The 16,525-nt window shown below is 67.6% G+C and carries 14 protein-coding genes; 8 read left to right on the top strand and 6 right to left on the bottom strand.

Annotated elements, in window-relative coordinates; all coding sequences use genetic code 11:
• Nucleotides 1-11 precede the first annotated feature (11 nt).
• The 5 genes from ACFFJB_RS01270 to ACFFJB_RS01250 form a co-directional block, all read right to left on the bottom strand.
• Entirely contained in the window at nucleotides 12-1,319 is a 1,308-nt protein-coding gene (locus ACFFJB_RS01270) for an HlyD family type I secretion periplasmic adaptor subunit (RefSeq protein WP_376828895.1), read from the bottom strand.
• A complete protein-coding gene (locus ACFFJB_RS01265) occupies nucleotides 1,316-3,142 on the bottom strand; it encodes a type I secretion system permease/ATPase (protein ID WP_376828894.1) in 1,827 nt (608 codons plus the stop codon). Before ACFFJB_RS01265 ends, ACFFJB_RS01270 begins: the two co-directional genes overlap by 4 nt.
• 101 nt (nucleotides 3,143-3,243) lie before the next feature.
• Nucleotides 3,244-5,574: a hypothetical protein gene (locus ACFFJB_RS01260; RefSeq protein WP_376828892.1), complete on the bottom strand. Its 2,331-nt coding sequence runs from the start codon at nucleotides 5,572-5,574 to the stop codon at nucleotides 3,244-3,246.
• A 30-nt stretch (nucleotides 5,575-5,604) separates the two neighbouring features.
• Nucleotides 5,605-5,796, bottom strand: a complete 192-nt coding sequence (locus ACFFJB_RS01255) for a hypothetical protein (protein WP_376828890.1) — start codon at nucleotides 5,794-5,796, stop codon at nucleotides 5,605-5,607.
• Between the two features lie 1,249 nt (nucleotides 5,797-7,045).
• The gene (locus tag ACFFJB_RS01250; RefSeq protein WP_376828888.1) at nucleotides 7,046-7,891 is read right to left on the bottom strand and encodes a fumarylacetoacetate hydrolase family protein; all 846 of its coding nucleotides are present in this window, start codon (nucleotides 7,889-7,891) and stop codon (nucleotides 7,046-7,048) included.
• A 641-nt stretch (nucleotides 7,892-8,532) separates the two neighbouring features.
• Here ACFFJB_RS01250 and ACFFJB_RS01245 point away from each other — a divergent pair.
• A complete protein-coding gene (locus ACFFJB_RS01245; RefSeq protein ID WP_376828886.1) occupies nucleotides 8,533-9,015 on the top strand; it encodes a MaoC family dehydratase N-terminal domain-containing protein in 483 nt (160 codons plus the stop codon).
• Complete coding sequence (locus ACFFJB_RS01240; protein ID WP_376828884.1) at nucleotides 9,015-9,440, top strand: MaoC/PaaZ C-terminal domain-containing protein; 426 nt, start codon at nucleotides 9,015-9,017, stop codon at nucleotides 9,438-9,440. The genes ACFFJB_RS01245 and ACFFJB_RS01240 overlap by 1 nt, the downstream gene beginning before the upstream one ends.
• 278 nt (nucleotides 9,441-9,718) lie before the next feature.
• Here the strand turns inward: ACFFJB_RS01240 and ACFFJB_RS01235 are convergent, their stop codons facing one another.
• Nucleotides 9,719-11,089, bottom strand: coding sequence for an LLM class flavin-dependent oxidoreductase (locus tag ACFFJB_RS01235; protein ID WP_376828882.1), 1,371 nt, complete (start codon nucleotides 11,087-11,089; stop codon nucleotides 9,719-9,721).
• Nucleotides 11,090-11,310: 221 nt separating this feature from the next.
• Here ACFFJB_RS01235 and ACFFJB_RS01230 point away from each other — a divergent pair, with 221 nt between their 5' ends.
• From ACFFJB_RS01230 to ACFFJB_RS01205, 6 genes are all read left to right on the top strand, one after another.
• Nucleotides 11,311-12,537 carry an ABC transporter substrate-binding protein gene (locus tag ACFFJB_RS01230; RefSeq protein ID WP_376828880.1) on the top strand — a complete coding sequence of 409 codons (1,227 nt, stop codon included), beginning with the start codon at nucleotides 11,311-11,313 and terminating at the stop codon, nucleotides 12,535-12,537.
• Between the two features lies 1 nt (nucleotide 12,538).
• The gene (locus ACFFJB_RS01225) at nucleotides 12,539-13,294 is read left to right on the top strand and encodes an ABC transporter ATP-binding protein (protein WP_376828878.1); all 756 of its coding nucleotides are present in this window, start codon (nucleotides 12,539-12,541) and stop codon (nucleotides 13,292-13,294) included.
• A complete protein-coding gene (locus tag ACFFJB_RS01220) occupies nucleotides 13,291-14,031 on the top strand; it encodes an ABC transporter ATP-binding protein (protein ID WP_376828876.1) in 741 nt (246 codons plus the stop codon). The genes ACFFJB_RS01225 and ACFFJB_RS01220 overlap by 4 nt, the downstream gene beginning before the upstream one ends.
• Nucleotides 14,031-14,891 carry a branched-chain amino acid ABC transporter permease gene (locus ACFFJB_RS01215; RefSeq protein WP_376828874.1) on the top strand — a complete coding sequence of 287 codons (861 nt, stop codon included), beginning with the start codon at nucleotides 14,031-14,033 and terminating at the stop codon, nucleotides 14,889-14,891. Before ACFFJB_RS01220 ends, ACFFJB_RS01215 begins: the two co-directional genes overlap by 1 nt.
• The gene (locus ACFFJB_RS01210) at nucleotides 14,888-15,793 is read left to right on the top strand and encodes a branched-chain amino acid ABC transporter permease (protein WP_376828872.1); all 906 of its coding nucleotides are present in this window, start codon (nucleotides 14,888-14,890) and stop codon (nucleotides 15,791-15,793) included. Before ACFFJB_RS01215 ends, ACFFJB_RS01210 begins: the two co-directional genes overlap by 4 nt.
• A gap of 67 nt (nucleotides 15,794-15,860) precedes the next feature.
• Nucleotides 15,861-16,412, top strand: coding sequence for a carboxymuconolactone decarboxylase family protein (locus ACFFJB_RS01205; RefSeq protein WP_376828870.1), 552 nt, complete (start codon nucleotides 15,861-15,863; stop codon nucleotides 16,410-16,412).
• Nucleotides 16,413-16,525 lie beyond the last annotated feature (113 nt).

The raw sequence follows: 16,525 nt of genomic DNA, 5'->3' as shown, positions 1-16,525 counted from the left end.
CTACATGAATCTCAATGGTGAATAAACGACTTGCGCAACGCATTGGCCAGCGGCGACAGCAGATAATCTGCAAACGTCCTTGCTCCCCTCAGCGCGAGGACTTCAACGCCCATGCCCGCCCGAATTTTATCCCGCAGTTCGGGCGGAATGTCGTTGGCGTCGAGCCTGATCACCGCCAGGTAATAGGGCTGCCCGGTGCTGGCGTCCACAAGGCGGTCGCGCGAAACGCTTTCCAGCTGTCCCGTAATGATCGGCGGCTTCAGCGCCTGCAGCGCCTCAAAGCGCAGCTCCGCTTTCTGACCTTCATGAATGCCGTCAATGTCCTGGGGCGCGAACCGCGCTTCCACCAGCAGACGGTCCTCGGCGGGCACAAGCTCCATCAGCTGTTCGCCAGGCCGGACGACCTGCCCGCTGCCATACACCTTGACCCCCTGAACCATGCCGCTTTCCGGCGCGATGACATTCAGACGGGAGAGCACGTCCCGTGCGACCGTTATTTTCTCGGCGACTTCTGCGAGGCGCTGGCCGTTTTCCATCAGCTGGGAGGCGACGTCCTCCCGAAATTTCTGCCTTATCTGGGAGATCTGCAGCTGCGTTTCGCCAATGGAGGCCTCGGTGCGGGCGATGTCCGCGGCGAGGCGCCCAATCTGCCCCTCCAGCCGCGTACGCTCCCGCTCCATCGCAAGGACACGCGTCACGGGAATGAGCTCGCGCTCGCGAAGATAGCGCAGCCCCGCCAGCTCCTGGTTGATAAACCGGATCTGCTCCTCGGACGAGGCCTTTTCAGTCCGCAGGCCGTCAATCTGGGAGCGCAACTGTTCGACGCGCGCTTCCAGAATGTTGAGCTGGCCGGTCAGCGAGGCCCGTCTTTCCTCAAACTGCGCCTGCTGGTCGGCCATTATGCGCGCAACCTGGCTGTTGTTCTTTTCGTCCAGCAGCGTTTTCGGCCATGCGATATGGTCGAGATCGCCCTGCTCCGACCGTAGCCGGGCGTCCAGCGCCAGCAGGGCCGCATGCTGGTTGCGCAGCATCTCCAGATTCGCCATCGGCTGGGTGGGATCAAGACGAACCAGCGTGTCGCCGGCGCGGACGATCTGTCCTTCCTTGACAAGCACGTCCTTGACGATGCCGCCTTCGAGGTGCTGCACCGCCTTGCGCTTGCTTTCGACAATGACGACGCCCTGACCAGCCGCAGCCTGGTCTACTTTCACCATAAACGCCCAGCCGCCGAGCACGCCAAAGGTCAGGAAAATGACAGCATACCCGATATATGCGTAAGTCCGCCAGTTTCCGCCGGTTGCGGTGTGATCTTCGTTCATTTTACGCCTTGAGAAGCGGCTGGCTGCTCCAGAGTCCGCGAAATACGCTGGGACCTGTCGCCGCCCTGTTCCAGTCGTGACGCCAGCGCGACGCCGCCGAACGGCCTGCTGACAGGAGGCTGCGCGAACGCAGGGCGCAGACCCGCGGGACGCTTCGGCGGAGCGCTCGCGGGCCGCAGGGCGGCGACGCCCGCCTCCATCGCGATGACGCAATCGGCCAGGTCAAGCAGCGCGCTCCGGTGGGTGACCATTATCACCGTTACGCCGCGCTCCTTCAGGGCGACAAGCGCCCGCCGCAACGCCTCGCAGCCGTCGGCGTCCAGGCTGGCGTCCGGCTCGTCCAGCGCGACAAGAACGGGCGAACCAAACAGGGCGCGGGCGAGCCCGACACGCTGGCGCTGCCCACCGGAAAGCGCATGTCCTCCCGGGCCAACCTGCGTGTCATAGCCATCGGGGAGCGACTGGATCATCTGTTCACAGGCGGCAAGGCCCGCCGCCTCGAGCACTTCAGCGCTGTGATCGCCATCAGCGAAACGCGAAATATTCTCCGCGATCGTACCGCGCAGCAGCTCGACTTCCTGCGGCAAATAGCCAAGGTGCTGGCCGAGCGCATGCTCCTGCCAGTGGCGGATGTCATGCCCGCCGAGCCGGATGGCGCCGCCTGCCAGCGGCGCGGCCCCGACAATCGCCCGCAGCAGCGTCGACTTTCCGCTGCCGCTCGGGCCGACGATCGCCGCCACCTTCCCGGGCGCAACGCGGAAGGTGGCGTTGCGGACAACAAGCCGGCGCGTCGCCGGGTCTCCGACGGCGACGCCTTCGACATCGAGCGCGCCCGTGGGGCGCGGCAGATTCAGCGTGACCGGCGCGACGTGCGTCGCGTCAAGCAGGAATGCAATTCGCCGCCACGCCATACGTGCGTTAACCAGCGCCTTCCACTGGCCCACCGCCTGCTCGACAGGTTGCAGGGCCCGGCCAATCAGCACCGAAGCGGCGATGATGGCGCCGCCAGACAGCTGCTGATGGATGACGAGATAGGCGCCCTCCCCCAGAATGAACGCCTGCAGGATCAGGCGAAACGCCTTGGTCGCGGCGTGAAAGAAATTGCCCCTCGCCGCCGACGTGACAAAGGCGCCGATCGCCTGCCGCTGCTCCCTGCCCCAGCGGGACAACAACGGCAACGTCATGCCCATCGCCTGCAGGGCGGAGGTGTTTTCCAGGGCGGCGTGGGCGGAGGTCATGGCCGCGCGCCCCCTCTCATTCGCCTCCTCGTTTAGCTTGCCCGTAAAACGCGCGTTCGCGAGGCTAAGCCCGAGAATGGCGGCGCCCCCGAAAATGGCGGTGAACCCAAACCACGGGTGGAGGATGAACGCGGCGAAAACGAACACCGGGTACCAGGGCAGATCCGCGAGGGTGACAAATCCGGCGCCGCCAATGAAATCACGAACCACTTCAACGTCACGCAAAAGCGCGGCGCTGGCGGAGTTGGGGCGCTGCACATTGGCGCGCTGCACCGCCTTGAACACCTCCGGACCGACGAGACCTGCGAAGATGGCGCCGGCCGACAGCAGCACCCGGGCGCGAATGGCTTCAAGGGCTCCGTAAACCAGCAGGAGAAACACGGCGATCAGGCTGATCGCCCACAGCGTCGCCTCGCTCCGGCTGGCGATCACCCGGTCGTAAATCTGCAGCATGTAAAGCGGACTTACGAACAGGAGCAGGTTGATAAACAGCGACAGCACAAGGACCGCTGCAAACGGCGCCCGCAATTTCCGGAGCGCACGCTTGACCATGTCCGTAGATGCGGTTTTCCGCGGTGTCTGCATCTACCCCTCCGGAGCGACGTGCCGTCAAAACAGGGCCTGGCGGGGCGACAACCCCGCCAGACCCGTTCCTCCTTCATGCGGAGGCTGAATGAATAGCCGCCTTAGAGGGAAGGAACTGGCTCGGCGTTGATAATAATGCCATTGGACAGGAACAGCGCTCCATTGTCGCCCGGGAGATAGGCCTCGAGGAGAACGTGGAACGTTCCTCCGTCATTGAAGTCGTAATCTTCAGGCAGGAACGACTCGATCCCCGTAAAGCCCCAGTTGACCGACTGCTGATAGACGTTCGACTGAACGGCGGGATTACCCGTCATGTCGTCACTAAGAACCACCGTGTCTTCGTACTTGAACACCCGGCCGTTCTCGCCAACTTCCATCACCAGGTCGATGTAATGGATCACCTCCGACGGATCAATGTCGATCTTAAGGACGTAGCGGTACTCGACGAGCTCATACGGCAGAGCGTAGTGGTCGTGCGTCTCGATTGACATGTTGAACGACCAGTTGCTCGGCACGCCCCAGCCCGCCGTCTGGGAGCCGCCCGGGACATTGTAGACGGCGAATCCGGAGTCAGGATCAACCCCAGCGAAGTGATTGTCGGCGGTGCCACGCTCAACCCCCTTCAGCGCCAGCATAAGGCCGTAGCCTTCATGCTCGACGGTGTAGAAGTCCGAGGCGGGGATGCCAGCGCCCGTGTACATATTACCGCCATCGTTAGCGACCCAGCCCTCTTCAATGCGCTGGATGTAATCGTCACGCTCGATATTGTGGGCGAAGTCCCAGGAACGCGCCTCAGCGGTCTGCTCGTTGCGGTCAAGGTAACCACCAATGTACGGACGGTCGCCGAACTCCTTCGCAGCGTCGGTCCGCGGATCATCATCTTCTTCACGGAACCGGTCATTGATCGCGATGTCCGTGATCTCGCCAAGGATATTGTCGTGCAGGCTCTGCTGACGCTTGTCGTAATCCGCCGTCCCGCCAACCCTAGTCTGAACGATATCCAGCACCGCCTCGCCGCCATTCGCAAGGTAGCCCACGTATGCGTTGGCGAGCATCACCTTGAGCGTGTTCAGGTTAATGTCGGCGTAGTGATTGTGGCCGTCGTAATACTCGTTGTCCAGCCCGACCCACAGCGCCTTGAAGGCGTCGGCGACGGAACCGTTAACCAGCAGGCGGCTCGACAGCAGGTACGGCGAACCTTCCAGCTCCTCAAAGACGAGGCCGGACAGGTCAGGACCGGCAAGCGGCCCTTCCGCGATGTCGCCGAAATCAACATTGGTGACATCAATGACGCCGTCGCCACTCACCTCGACCTCGAGACCGTTGGCCACGCTGCCGTCGATTTCCAGGCGAGCGCCCTCGCCAAGTTCGATGAACCTGAGAGCCTCGCGGCTGATCGTACCCTTTTCCTCATCCCCGACAAGAACAAGCAGTGAGTCGCCCTCGCCGGCGGCAAGCACAGCCAGCCCGGCCACGACGGTGATCTTGTCAGTTGTAATCTCAACAGGCTGCGGGTCCTCAGGCTGCGGGTCCTCAGGCTGCGGGTCCTCAGGCTGCGGGTCCTCAGGCTGCGGGTCCTCAGGCTGCGGGTCGCCACCGCCCGGCTGGTCGTCGCCCTCACCCGGCTGCTCGCCGTCGCCCGGCTGCTCGCCGTCACCCGGCTGCTCGGGAACCTCGGGAGTCACCGGCTCCTCCGGAACGACGAGGCTCTGGCCAGGCGGCGGCGTGAAGTCGGCCGGCGGCGCAAGATCCTCCGGAATCTCGAAATATGGCGGCGGCTCGTAGCCCGGAATGAAGGGAGCGACCTCCTCGACCCGCTCCAGCACAGCGCCGATGTCGCCGCGCTCAAGCGCAGCCTTGAAGGTCTCGTCGTAGGAGAAGAACGTCAGATCAATGCCGTTGCCCAGATTGCGCTGTTCAGCAACGCCGTACCTGATGAAGTGTTCATAGGCGCTGATCTCGCCCGCCTCCACGGCCGCCTTGACGTCCGGATTGGCTTCCAGATAGGCCGCGGCGTCAAAGACGGCGGAAACGACGCGCTGCTCGGCGGCGCCATACCGCATAAAGTGCTCAAGCGCGCTCATGCCCGCGGCGGCGACGTCCGGATTCAGGCGCAGATACGCGGCCGAGTCAAACAGGCTGCTCGGAGCGCGGTTCTCGTCAGCGCCATACAGCAGGAAATGCTCCAGACCGCTGGAGATGAGGCCAGCCTCAACCGCCGCAGCGACGTCCGGGTTCTGGGCGAGATAGTCCTGCTCGTTAAACAGATATGTCACCGCGCGCTGCTCGGCGACGCCATAAAGAAGATAGTGATCGATGGCGTTCAGCTCGCCACGGGCTACGGCCTCCGCAACGTCAGGATTTGAGCGGAGATAGTAGCCAACGTCAAACAGCACGTTCGGAACGCGCCCTTCGGCGGCTCCGTAGTTCACGAAATGGTCGTAAGCGGTAATAAGCCCGGCCTAGACCGCCTCGCGCACATCCGGATTTGCAGCCAGATAGAAATCAAGATCGATAAACGGCGACGGATTGCGTCCCTCGTATTTGCCGTAGAGCTGGAAATGCTCCTCGGCAGACGAAATGAGGCCAGCCTGAATCGCCGCCAGAACGTCGGGATTCTTTTTCAAATACCATTCTGGGTCAAAATAGCTCATTTCCCCCTCCCAAATGACTACGATCCGCCACGTGATGCATCAGAAGGCGGCATACGCCTCCAAACGTAGGGCCGGAAAGCAACTTATGCGCACGAGAGACGTCATGCAAGAGCAGTCTGGATCGCGCCCAGCCACACGCGACCCCTTCGTATGATCAATTGGTATAATCCGAAAATTGCCGTCGCATTTCCAGCCAACAATATTTGCGAATATGCCGTATGGGAAGGCGCGTACAACAGACAGACACTATGTTCAAAAATATATTTATTTTCTAAAGGAATATCACGGAGATGTGATAAATTTCACAAGGATACGCCTCATTTGCGCGAAATTCATCAACGTCATCGCGGCGGAACGTTTGTTTTGACGCCAGATACCGCTGCAGTCCGTCCCAATGCGCGGGGTTGTATATTTGCGACAGTGACGGCTCCAATGAACGAGGCGGCGCGATAGCCCGACGGCTGCAATCAGGGCGGCGCCATGTGGACATTCCGCCGGATGACGCCCTGGGACGGGGGCAGCCCCGCCCGTCCTGAATGTCGAGGGCCCCGGGGCAGGAAAATTCCCCGCCGCCGCGCACGAATCCGCCTCCAGGCCGCCTGACTCGGAATCATGTGCGCGCCGCGCGGACGCCATGAGCCTGGCAGGCGCCAGGACACGCAGGCGGGACGCTCCTGCATGCCTGAGAAATACGGGCCGCTGCATCGGCCAGAAAGACGCCGCCGCAGCCGTTGCGCCTGCATTACTGTTACGGCTGCGCGCGATTTCTGCATTTACCTTGGCAATAACCGGCGACAGCGGCAGCGCGCGGCAATTGTCATGATGCATGGCCATATATGTTGACATTAGCCCGGCATATCGAGATATAAATACTTGACGAAATAAGATATTTTCATATTCAATACGGGCTACAATTTCATGAACGATAATGCCGCCCGTACGGCTAGGGAGACCGCGCCTGCAGCGAGGCGGCGCGTCGTTGCCCGTCCACGATCAAACCGGCGCCGGCCGGGCCGCTATCCGGGGGAGCCCGTCATCACGGAGATGCGCCGGGCGTGACTGCTTTTGAACACGCCGCCGGGAACACGGGCGGCGGGCGCCGTCCGAGCGCGGAGCGGCCACGCCGGCGCGGCCATGCCGCAACCGTTTCAGGCGCCTAACAAATACGTTCGTATTTAATCCCGCGCCGCACGCCGGAGTTGCGCGCGGCGCGCCCGGTTCAGCCGGAGAGGTTCCGGCGGAGGCCGTCTCACGCCGTCGCCCGCACCTGCTGGCGCTGCTGGCCGAGGCCATCGGCGCCCAGTTCGATCACGTCGCCGGGCTTCAGGTAGCGCGGCGGCTTCATGCCCATGCCGACGCCCGCCGGCGTGCCCGTGGTGATCAGGTCGCCCGGCTCAAGCGCCATGAACTGCGACACGTAGGAGACAATGGCCGGAACCTTGAAGATCATGTTGGCGGTCGTGCCGTCCTGGACGCGCTGGCCGTTCACCGAGAGCCACAGGCGCAGGTCGCTGGCGTCGCCCAGCTCGTCCACCGTCACCAGCCAGGGGCCAATGGGGCCGAAGGTGGGCGAGCCCTTGCCCTTCATCCAGGTGCCGCCGCGCTCCATCTGGTATGCGCGCTCGGAGAGGTCGTTGCACAGGCAGTAACCGGCCACATGGTCCAGCGCGTCCGCCTCGCTGACATAGGAGCAGCGCTCGCCGATGACGATGGCCAGCTCCACCTCCCAGTCGGTTTTCTGCGAGCCGGGCGGGATGAGCACGTCGTCATCGGGACCGACGATGCAGGAGGGCGCCTTGCTGAACAGGATCGGCTCCGCCGGCGGCGCCATGCCGGTTTCGGCGGCGTGATCCGTGTAGTTGAGGCCGACGGCGACGAAATTGCGCGTGCCGGCCACGCAGGGACCCAGACGCACGCCGGCCGGAACCTCCGGCAGGGTCGCCGGATCAATGGCGCGCAGGCGCGCCAGGCTTTCCGCCCCCAGGGTCGCGCCGCTGATGTCGGGCACGACGCCGGAAAGGTCGCGGATCACGCCGCCGGCGTCGAGCAGGCCGGGCTTCTCCGCGCAAGGCGGACCATATCGCAGCAGCTTCATGTGCATCTCCCCCAGATCTTGCGCCAGCGTTCGCGGAACGCGCTGCGGCGGTCAATGTCCCGATCAGGCCCGACAGCCGGCGGCCCGCCGGAGCGCCAGCCCTCCGGCCGCGAAAAGGGTGACCGCCGCGCATTGCTGGAGCTCCCTGGCGTCACCGTCACGTCGTCCCGCTTTCCGCCAGAGAAGGCCATGCGCCGCGCCATGTCGTCCAGCACGAAACGCGTCTTTCCCGCAGTGTTTCCGGGGGGCGCGCCGGAAGGCGCGACGGGACCGGCGCCGTCATCACGGCCCCAACCCCGGGGCCAGCGACGCCGGACAAGGCCGGCGCAGCTGCATCCGCAACGGCGCCGCCTGGCGCTGCGTCACGCGGACGGCGCCGCGCGTCCCCCCCCCCCCCCCCCCCGCGCGTTCCAGACCGGGCGCCCCCGGGGCGCGCCCTTGACGCGGCGCCGGCGCGGGCCGCAGGTTCGCGCAGGGCGCGGCCGGCGGCCCGCCGCCGCGTCCCGGGAACAATGACAGACACGGAGGACAACGATGACCGGGGAGGTCCGCCGCGCCAGCGAAGGCGCGTTCCTGAATACAAGGCCTCGCGCCGCGGCGCCCGCCGCACGGGGCGCGACCGGAGCCGGGGGGCGCTGATCATGGCGGCGACATTCGCGGTTGATCCGCAGACCCTCACCGGTCACGTCTTCCCGCCGCAGCACGCTTTCGTCGAGCCGCGGCGGCTGCGTTTCTTCATTGAGACCATCGGCGAGACCAGTCCGGTCTATCACAGCGCCGAGGCGGCGCGCGCCGCCGGCTATCGCGACATTCCGGTTCCGCCCACCTATCTGTTCTGCCTGCAGGGCCTTGACAATCCCGGATCCATCAAGGTGCTGGACATGCTGGGGGTGGATATCGGCCGCATCCTCCATGGCGAGCAGAAATTCGTCTATCACCGGCCGGCCTGCGTCGGCGACTGGCTGACCTATGTGACGCGCATCGCCGCCATCACCGACAAGAAGGGCGGCGCGCTCACCATGGTGACGCAGGAAACGAGGGTGGAGAACGGCGAGGGCGCGCATGTGGCGGACCTCACCTCCACCATTGTCATTCGCAATCCGCAGCACGGGGGGAACGGGTGATGGGCGCGCAGCAGCTGAAACCAGGCGACGCGCCGGTGCGGCGGGCGTTCGGTCCGGTGACGCGTCACGAGCTGGCGCTGTATTGCGGCGCCTCCGGCGATCACAACCCCATTCACGTGGACATCGATTTCGCGCGGCGCTCCGGCTTTGACGACGTGTTCGCGCACGGCATGTTCATCATGGCGCGTCTTGGCATGGCGCTGAACGACGCCTTTCCGGCCGACCGCATCCGCGCGTTCGGGGTGCGTTTCGTCTCCATCACCCAGGTGGGGGCCGAGATCACCTGCGAGGGCGTGGTGACCGCGGTTGACGAGACGGACGGCGAGCGCCGCGCCCGTCTTGAGCTGACGGCGAAGGACCAGCACGGCGACGTCAAGCTGCGCGGCGAGGCGGTGGTGGCGCTGGATCCGGCGCCAGCAGGCTGAGCCGCCCCGGCGCGCGCCGCCTGTCCGCTTCGCGGGCTTTCGGCCGCCGGCGTTTTCGCCCGAGCCGCCCCAGCCCGGGCCTGAGCCGGGCGTCCGTGCCGGGCGGGCGGACGCCCCGTCCGGACACGAAAGGCGCGCGGCCGGCGTCGGGACGGCCGCGGCCGCCCCGCCTCGCGCGCCGGCAGGGCCGGTTCGGGCCGGAAAAGGCGCCGGAACGACGGGTCCGGTCCTGCGACGGGCGGCGACGACGACGACCGTCCGGCGCCCTTCCCGCCGCCTCAGCCGTCGAAGCTGGCGCGGCGGCCCGGATGGGTCGGGGCAAGACGCGGGCCGGCGCCGCCGTTGAGCTTCTCGCGCAGGGTGCCCTCCGCATAGGCGATCTTGTAACGGCCGCGCGACTGCAGCTCGGGCACCAGCAGGTCGACGATGCTGTTGAGCGTCGCCGGCACGGAGAGGCGGGCGCAGTTGAAGCCGTCCACGCCGGTGACGTCCGCCCACTCCAGCAGGGCGTCGGCCGCCTCCGCGGGCGTGCCGGTGATGAAGGGCGCGCGGGCCCCGACGGCGGTCAGCGCCACCAGATCCCGCACCCGGGCCGGCTTCGGCGCCTTCACCGTCATGTTCTCCAGCGTCGAGCGGATGGCGTTGGAGCGGGCGAAGGGCACCACGTCGTCCGGCGAGAGCTGCGACAGGTCGATGCCGGTCCAGCCGGAGACCAGCGCCAGCTGGCCGGCGGCGTCGAGGTGGCGGGCGTATTCGGCGTGCAGCTCGTCCGCCTCGGCCCGGGTCGGGGCGATGATCAGGTTGGCGGCGAGGAAGATGACGAGATCCTCCGGCGCGCGTCCCGCCCCGACCGCCAGCGCGCGCAGCTTCTTCACCGTCCGCGCCGCCGCCTCCATGGTCGGGCCGTTAATGAACACGCATTCGGCGTGGCGCGCGGCGAAGGCGAGGCCGCGCTCTGACGAGCCCGCCTGGAACAGCACCGGCGTGCGCTGCGGCGAGGGCTCGCACAGGTGGACGCCGTCGACGCGGAAGTGGGGCCCCTCATGCGTCACCCGGCGCACCCGCGCCAGATCGGTGAACACGCCGCGCGCGCGGTCGCGCACCGCCGCGCCGTCCTCCCAGGAATGCTCCCACAGCTTGTAGCAGGCGGCCATGAAGTCCTCGGCGACGTCATAGCGGGCGTCGTGCTCGGTCTGCGCCTCGCGCCCCATGCCGCGGGCGCCGCTCTGCAGGTAGCCGGTGACGATGTTCCAGCCGATGCGCCCGCCGGTGAGATGGTCCAGCGTCGAGAAGCGGCGGGCGAACTGGTAGGGATGCTCGTAGCTGAGATTGGCCGTGATTCCGAAGCCGAGGTGCTTCGTCACCTGCGCCATGGCGGAAACGGGAATCACCGGATCCAGGTCCGGCGTCTGGGCGCCGGCGCGCAGCGCCGCCTCCGGCGAGCCGCCGTAAACGTCGTACACGCCGAACACGTCGGCGATGAAAATGGCGTCGAGCAGCCCGCGCTCGGCCGTTTCGGCCATCCGCGTCCAGTAGGAGAGCTGGTTGTAGTTCACCGCCTCGTCGCCGGGCAGTCGCCACAGGCCAGCCCAGTTGTGCACGGGCGCGCACATCTGGAAGCTGTTCAGTCGGATCTGTTTCTGGGTCATGGAGTCACAGCGCGGGTAAAATATTCCAAAAGATGCGCAGGAAGGAGAAAATTTATCTCCATTTCCCGACGCGACGCCCGTGATTTTGTTTTCATCACGCCGGCGTTTACGGGCGTGTTGACACTACATTCCGCGCCCCGTAACGCCTTCCGGACATCTATCGGCCGCCGGCGCCGCGTGCAAGAACGCCAATGCCGCTACGGCGCCACCGGAGAATTCTGATGCTTCGCGCAATGTTCACCCGTCGCGCCATCGTCGGCGCGGCCATCGCTGCTGTCGCCGCGGGCGTCGCGCCCGCCGCCTACGCTACGGGCGCCGCGCCGGCGCCCATCAGGATCGGCCTGCTGGCGCCGTTCAGCGGCTCCGGCGGTCCCTACGGCAAGGAGGAGGAGGAGGCCGCCCGCGCGGCCGTCGCCCTGGTCAATGAGGCCGGCGGCGTGCTTGGCCGCAGGCTGGAGCTGGTGGTGGCCGACGACGAAACCCAGCCCACCGCCGGCGTCGCCGCCGCGCGCAAGCTCATCGACGTGGACCATGTGGCCGCCATCACCGGCGTGTGGTCCAGCGCCGTGGCCCTGGCGGTGAAGCCCATCGCCATCGAGAAGGGCGTGGTGCTCACCACCAACGGCTCCGCCGACGAGATCACCCAGGGCGACAACCGGAACCTGGTGTGGCGCTTCCAGACCAATGGCCGGGACTGGGGCGAGGCCTTCGCCAGGGCCATGCTGAAGGACGGCAGGAAGACCGCCTCCGTGCTGGTGCTGCAGACCCCGTTCACCCTGTCCACCATCAGGCCGTTCGTCGACGCCTTCACAGCCGGCGGCGGCAAGGTGCTGGCCGAGATTCCGTTCAATCCGGGCCAGCCGTCCTGCCGGGTCGAGGTGGACCGGGCGATCAGGGGCGAGCCGGACGCGATTTTCGTCGCCGCCTATGTCAACGAGCTGTCCGCGGTGGCGAAGGAAGCCTATCGCAACGGCTATGAGGGCGTGATTTACGCCTATGGCAACGCCGCCGGCTCCAACGGCCAGTTCGTGGCCAATGTCGGCAGGGAGGTGGCCGAGGGCGTGCATCACACCCAGCACGTGCCTGTCGACCGCTCGGAGGCGTACGACATCTATCTCGCCCGGATCGGCAGGCCGGCCGGCACGGTGATGAGCTTCGGCGCCCAGGTGTTTGACCAGATCGTCACCCTCGCCCTGGCGATGGAGCTGGCCGGCTCCACGGACGGCGCGGCCGTCGGCGCGGCCATGCCGCGGGTGGTCAACGCCGACGCCCCGTCCATCGGCGATCCGGCGAAGGCGCTGGCGGCGGCGCGGGCGAAGCAGCCGTTCCGCTACGCCGGCGCGGCCTCTGACTTCCGTTTCGCCCCCAACGGCGACCAGACCAACCTGGCCTACGGCCACTTCGTCATCCGCAATGGCGAAAGCGTGCTTGTGGACGTGATCCGCTGACATGCTGGAAGGGCGCAACCTGCGGGTTTCCTATGGCGGCTTCGTGGCGCTGGACGGCGTGTCCGTCCGCCTGGAGCAGGGCCGCGTCACGGGGCTGATCGGCCCCAATGGCGCGGGCAAGTCCACGCTGTTCTCGGTGCTCGCCGGCGCGGTGCGTCCGGCGGGCGGCGCGGTGCTGTTCCGCGGCGAGGACATCACCGCCCTCCCCCCGGCGGCGCGGGCGCGGCTGGGGCTGGGGCGTTCGTTCCAGCTGGCGCGGGCCTTCGCCGGGCTCACCGTGCTGGAGAGCATGCTGGTGGCCGCGCCCGTCCGGCGTCACGAGAGCGTGTGGGCGGCGCTGTTCGCCCGGCGCGCCCTGCGCCGGGAGCAGGAGGAGAACGTCGCCCGCGCCCGCGCCCTGCTGCAGCGCGTGGACCTGTGGCGGCTGGCCGACGCGCCGGCGGCGGCGCTCTCCGGCGGCCAGAAGAAACTGCTCGACCTGTGCCGGGCGCTGATGCTGGAGCCGGACTTCATCCTGCTCGACGAGCCCAGCGCCGGCGTCAATCCAACCCGCATCGGCGAGATCACCGGGTTCATCCGCGCCCTGCGCGACGAGGGCGTGTCGTTCGGCATGGTGGAGCACAACATGGGCATGATCCGCGCGCTCTGCGACCATGTGTACGCCCTCGCCGAGGGCAGGGTGGTGGCCGAGGGCGATTTCGAGACGGTGGCGGCCAGTGACGAGGTGGCCCGCGCCTATCTGGGAGCGCAGCCATGACCGGCGCTCCGACGACGGCCCGCGCCCTGGCGGTGGAGAACCTCACCGCCGGCTATGGCGGCCAGCCGGTGCTGCGCGACGTCAGCTTCACCGCCGAAGCCGGCCGGGTGCTCACCGTGGTCGGCCCCAACGGCTCGGGCAAGTCCACGCTGATGAAGACGGTGTGCGGCCTGGTGAAGCCCTCCGCCGGGCGCATCCTGCTTGGCGGCGAGGACATCACCAGACGCTCGGCCGCGGAGCGCGGCCGCGCCGGCCTCGGCTACGTGCCGCAGGAGGCGAATGTCTTTCCCAACATGAGCGTGCGGGAAAACCTGCAGCTCGGCCATGACTTCATTCCGGCGCGCCGGCCCCGGCCGTTCGCCCGCCGGCTGGAGGAGATCCTCGAGCTGTTTCCGGAGATCGCGCCGCGGCTGGGCGACCGCGCCGGCGTGCTCAGCGGCGGCCAGCGCCAGATGGTGGCGATGGCGGCGGCGCTGATGCCGGAGCCGGACGTGCTGGCGCTGGACGAGCCCTCCGCCGGCCTCTCGCCGCGCAACGCCGCGCTGCTGTTTGAGATCATCGGCCGCATCGCCCGCTCCGGGGTGACGCTGTTTCTGATCGAGCAGAACACCCGCCTTGGCCTCGGCGCCTCCGATCACGGCCTGGTGCTGGTGAACGGCGAAGTCCGCCTCTCCGGCCCGGCCCGCGCCATTCTCGACAATCCCGACATCCGGCGGCTGTATCTGGGAGGCGCGTGATGGGCCAGCTCATCGTCAACGGCCTCACCACGGGGCTTGTCCTGGCGTTGCCGGCGCTGGCGCTGGCGCTGTCGTTCAGCGTGCTGCGCTTCGCCAATTACGCCATCGGCGCCTATGTCACCGCCGGCGCCTTCATCACATGGTGGGTCAACGTGCGGCTGGGAGCGCCGCTGTGGGCCGCGGCGGGCGCCGGCGCGGCGGGCGGGGCGCTCATCGCCATGGCGGTGGACTGGCTGGCCTACCGGCGCCTGCGCGGCCGCTCCGGCCTGACGCTGCTGGTGGCCTCCATGGGCGTGGCCATCGCCCTGGAGAACGTCATCCGCCTGCTGGCCGGCAACTCGCCGCGCAGTTTCGACGTGGCGGTGGCGCGGCCGCACCGTTTCTGGGGCGTGCGCGTCAATCACGAGCAGCTCGTCATCGCCGGCGTCGCGCTGGGGGCGCTGGCGCTGGTGTGGCTCACCTTCCGCTTCACGCGGCTGGGCCGGGCGATGCGGGCCATCGCCGACAACCCCTCGCTGGCGGCGGCGCGCGGCGTGGAGACGGAGCGGGTGATTCTGGCGGTGTGGGCGCTGTCGGGCGCGCTGGCGGCGCTGGCCGGCGTGCTGGTCGGCCTTGACTCCAGCATCGAGCCGCAGATGGGCTGGAACTACCTGCTGCCTGTCTTCACCGCCGCCATTCTCGGCGGCATCGCCAGTCCCATGGCGGCGGTGGCCGGGGCGCTGGCGCTGGGCATGGCGGAGGAAGCGGCCACGCTGTTCCTCGCGCCGCATTACCGGATGATCGTGGCCTTCGCCGTCATGGCGCTGCTGCTGATGCTGCGGCCATGGGGGCTGTTCGGCGCAAAATGGATGCAGCGATGACCGCCTATCTCGTCGCCACGCTCAGCGTCGTCGTCATTCTCACCCTCGCCGGCCTTGCGCTGAACGTGCAGTGGGGCATGGGCGGGCTGGTGAACTTCGGCCTGTTCGGCTTTTACATGCTGGGCGCCTATGTGTGCGCGCTGCTCACGGTGAACGGCGTCGCGCCGCTGGCGGCCATGGCGGCCGCCGTGGCGGCCACGGCGGCGCTGTCGGCGCTGGTCAGCCTGATTTCGGTGCGGCTGAGCGAAGACTATCTCGCCATCGTCACCCTCGGCTTCGCCGAATGCCTGCGGCTCGCCGTGATCTATGAGGACTGGCTGACGCGCGGCACGCTGGGCGTGGCCGGCATCGCCCGCCCCTTCGCCGGCATGGTTCCGGCGCAGTGGTCCGACGCGCTTTTCCTGGCCTTCGCCGTGGCGCTGCTGGTTCTGGTCTGTGGCGTCGTGGCGCTGGTCAGCGCCTCGCCCTTCGGCCGGCTGATGCGCGCGGTGCGGGACGATCCGGAGGTGGTGGCCTCGCTCGGCCGCTCGGTCACCAGCATCCGCCTGCGCGGCTTCGCCCTGGGCGGGGCCATCACCGGGCTGGCCGGCGCGCTGCACGCCTTTTATTACACCTATATCGACCCCACCCAGTTCACCACCATCATCACCGCCTGCGCCTTCATGGCCGTGGTGATTGGCGGGCGCGGCAGCAACCGGGGGGTGGTCGCCGCCGCCGTCGTGCTGGTGTTCCTGCTGGAGGGCAGCCGCTTTGCGGTTGATCTCTTCCCGGGGCTGGACAGCGCCACCCTCGCGGCGCTGCGGCTCATCGGCATGGGCGTGGCGCTGACCGCGCTGCTGATCATCCGCCCGGCCGGCTTCGGCCGCGAGCAGCCCACCGTGCGCGCCGCCGGCGCGCCCTGACCTTTCGCGCCCGTGCGCCGCGGGGCCGGTCGCCGCCCCGCGGCCCGTTAACTGCAGGAGACCGACCATGCCGCGCGTTCCGGTTCTTGGCCGCGACGCCCTTCCCGAAAACCTGCGTCCGCTGTGGGACAGGATGCGCGCCTACGGCCCGTTCGAGTCCCAGGCCGGGGTGATGGCCAACCGCCTTCCCGTATTCGCCCACATCTGGGGCCTGCTGACCCAGCTGGCCGACGAGGCGGTGCTGGACAGGCGGTCGCTGGAGCTGGCGATCATCGCCGTGTCGCTGGTCAACAGCTGCCCCTACTGCGTCGGCCAGCACGCGCCGAAGCTGGCGGTGGCGGGCCTCGCGCTCGACGGGGTGGAGACGCTGGACGACCTGCGCGCCCATCCCGCCCTCACCGCCCGCGACCGCCTGGTGGTGGACTATGCCGTCGCCGTGACAACGGACTGGCACCGCATCCGCGACCAGATGTTCGTGGAGCTGAAACAGCATTTCTCCGACGCGCAGCTGGTGGAGCTGACCTGGCGCATCGCCCTGTGCGGCGCCTTCAACCGCTTCAACGACGTGCTGCGGGTGGAGGAAGGGCTGGAGCACGACCAGGCGCAGGCCGCCAGCTGAGGCGCCTGCGCCAGCCGGCCGGTCACAGCCGGCGCGACCGGCCGGCCTGAACGGGCGCCGCGGAGCGTCAGGCAGGCGCCTGCCTGGCCGGCCAGGCGCACGACCGCCGGAGC

Origin of the sequence: Camelimonas abortus, assembly GCF_042432745.1 — a bacterium.
In the GTDB taxonomy this organism is placed as follows: Bacteria; Pseudomonadota; Alphaproteobacteria; order Rhizobiales; family Beijerinckiaceae; genus Camelimonas; species Camelimonas abortus.
The sequence above is the reverse complement of the archived record's forward strand: the minus strand, read 5'-3'. Positions and strand labels throughout refer to the sequence as shown.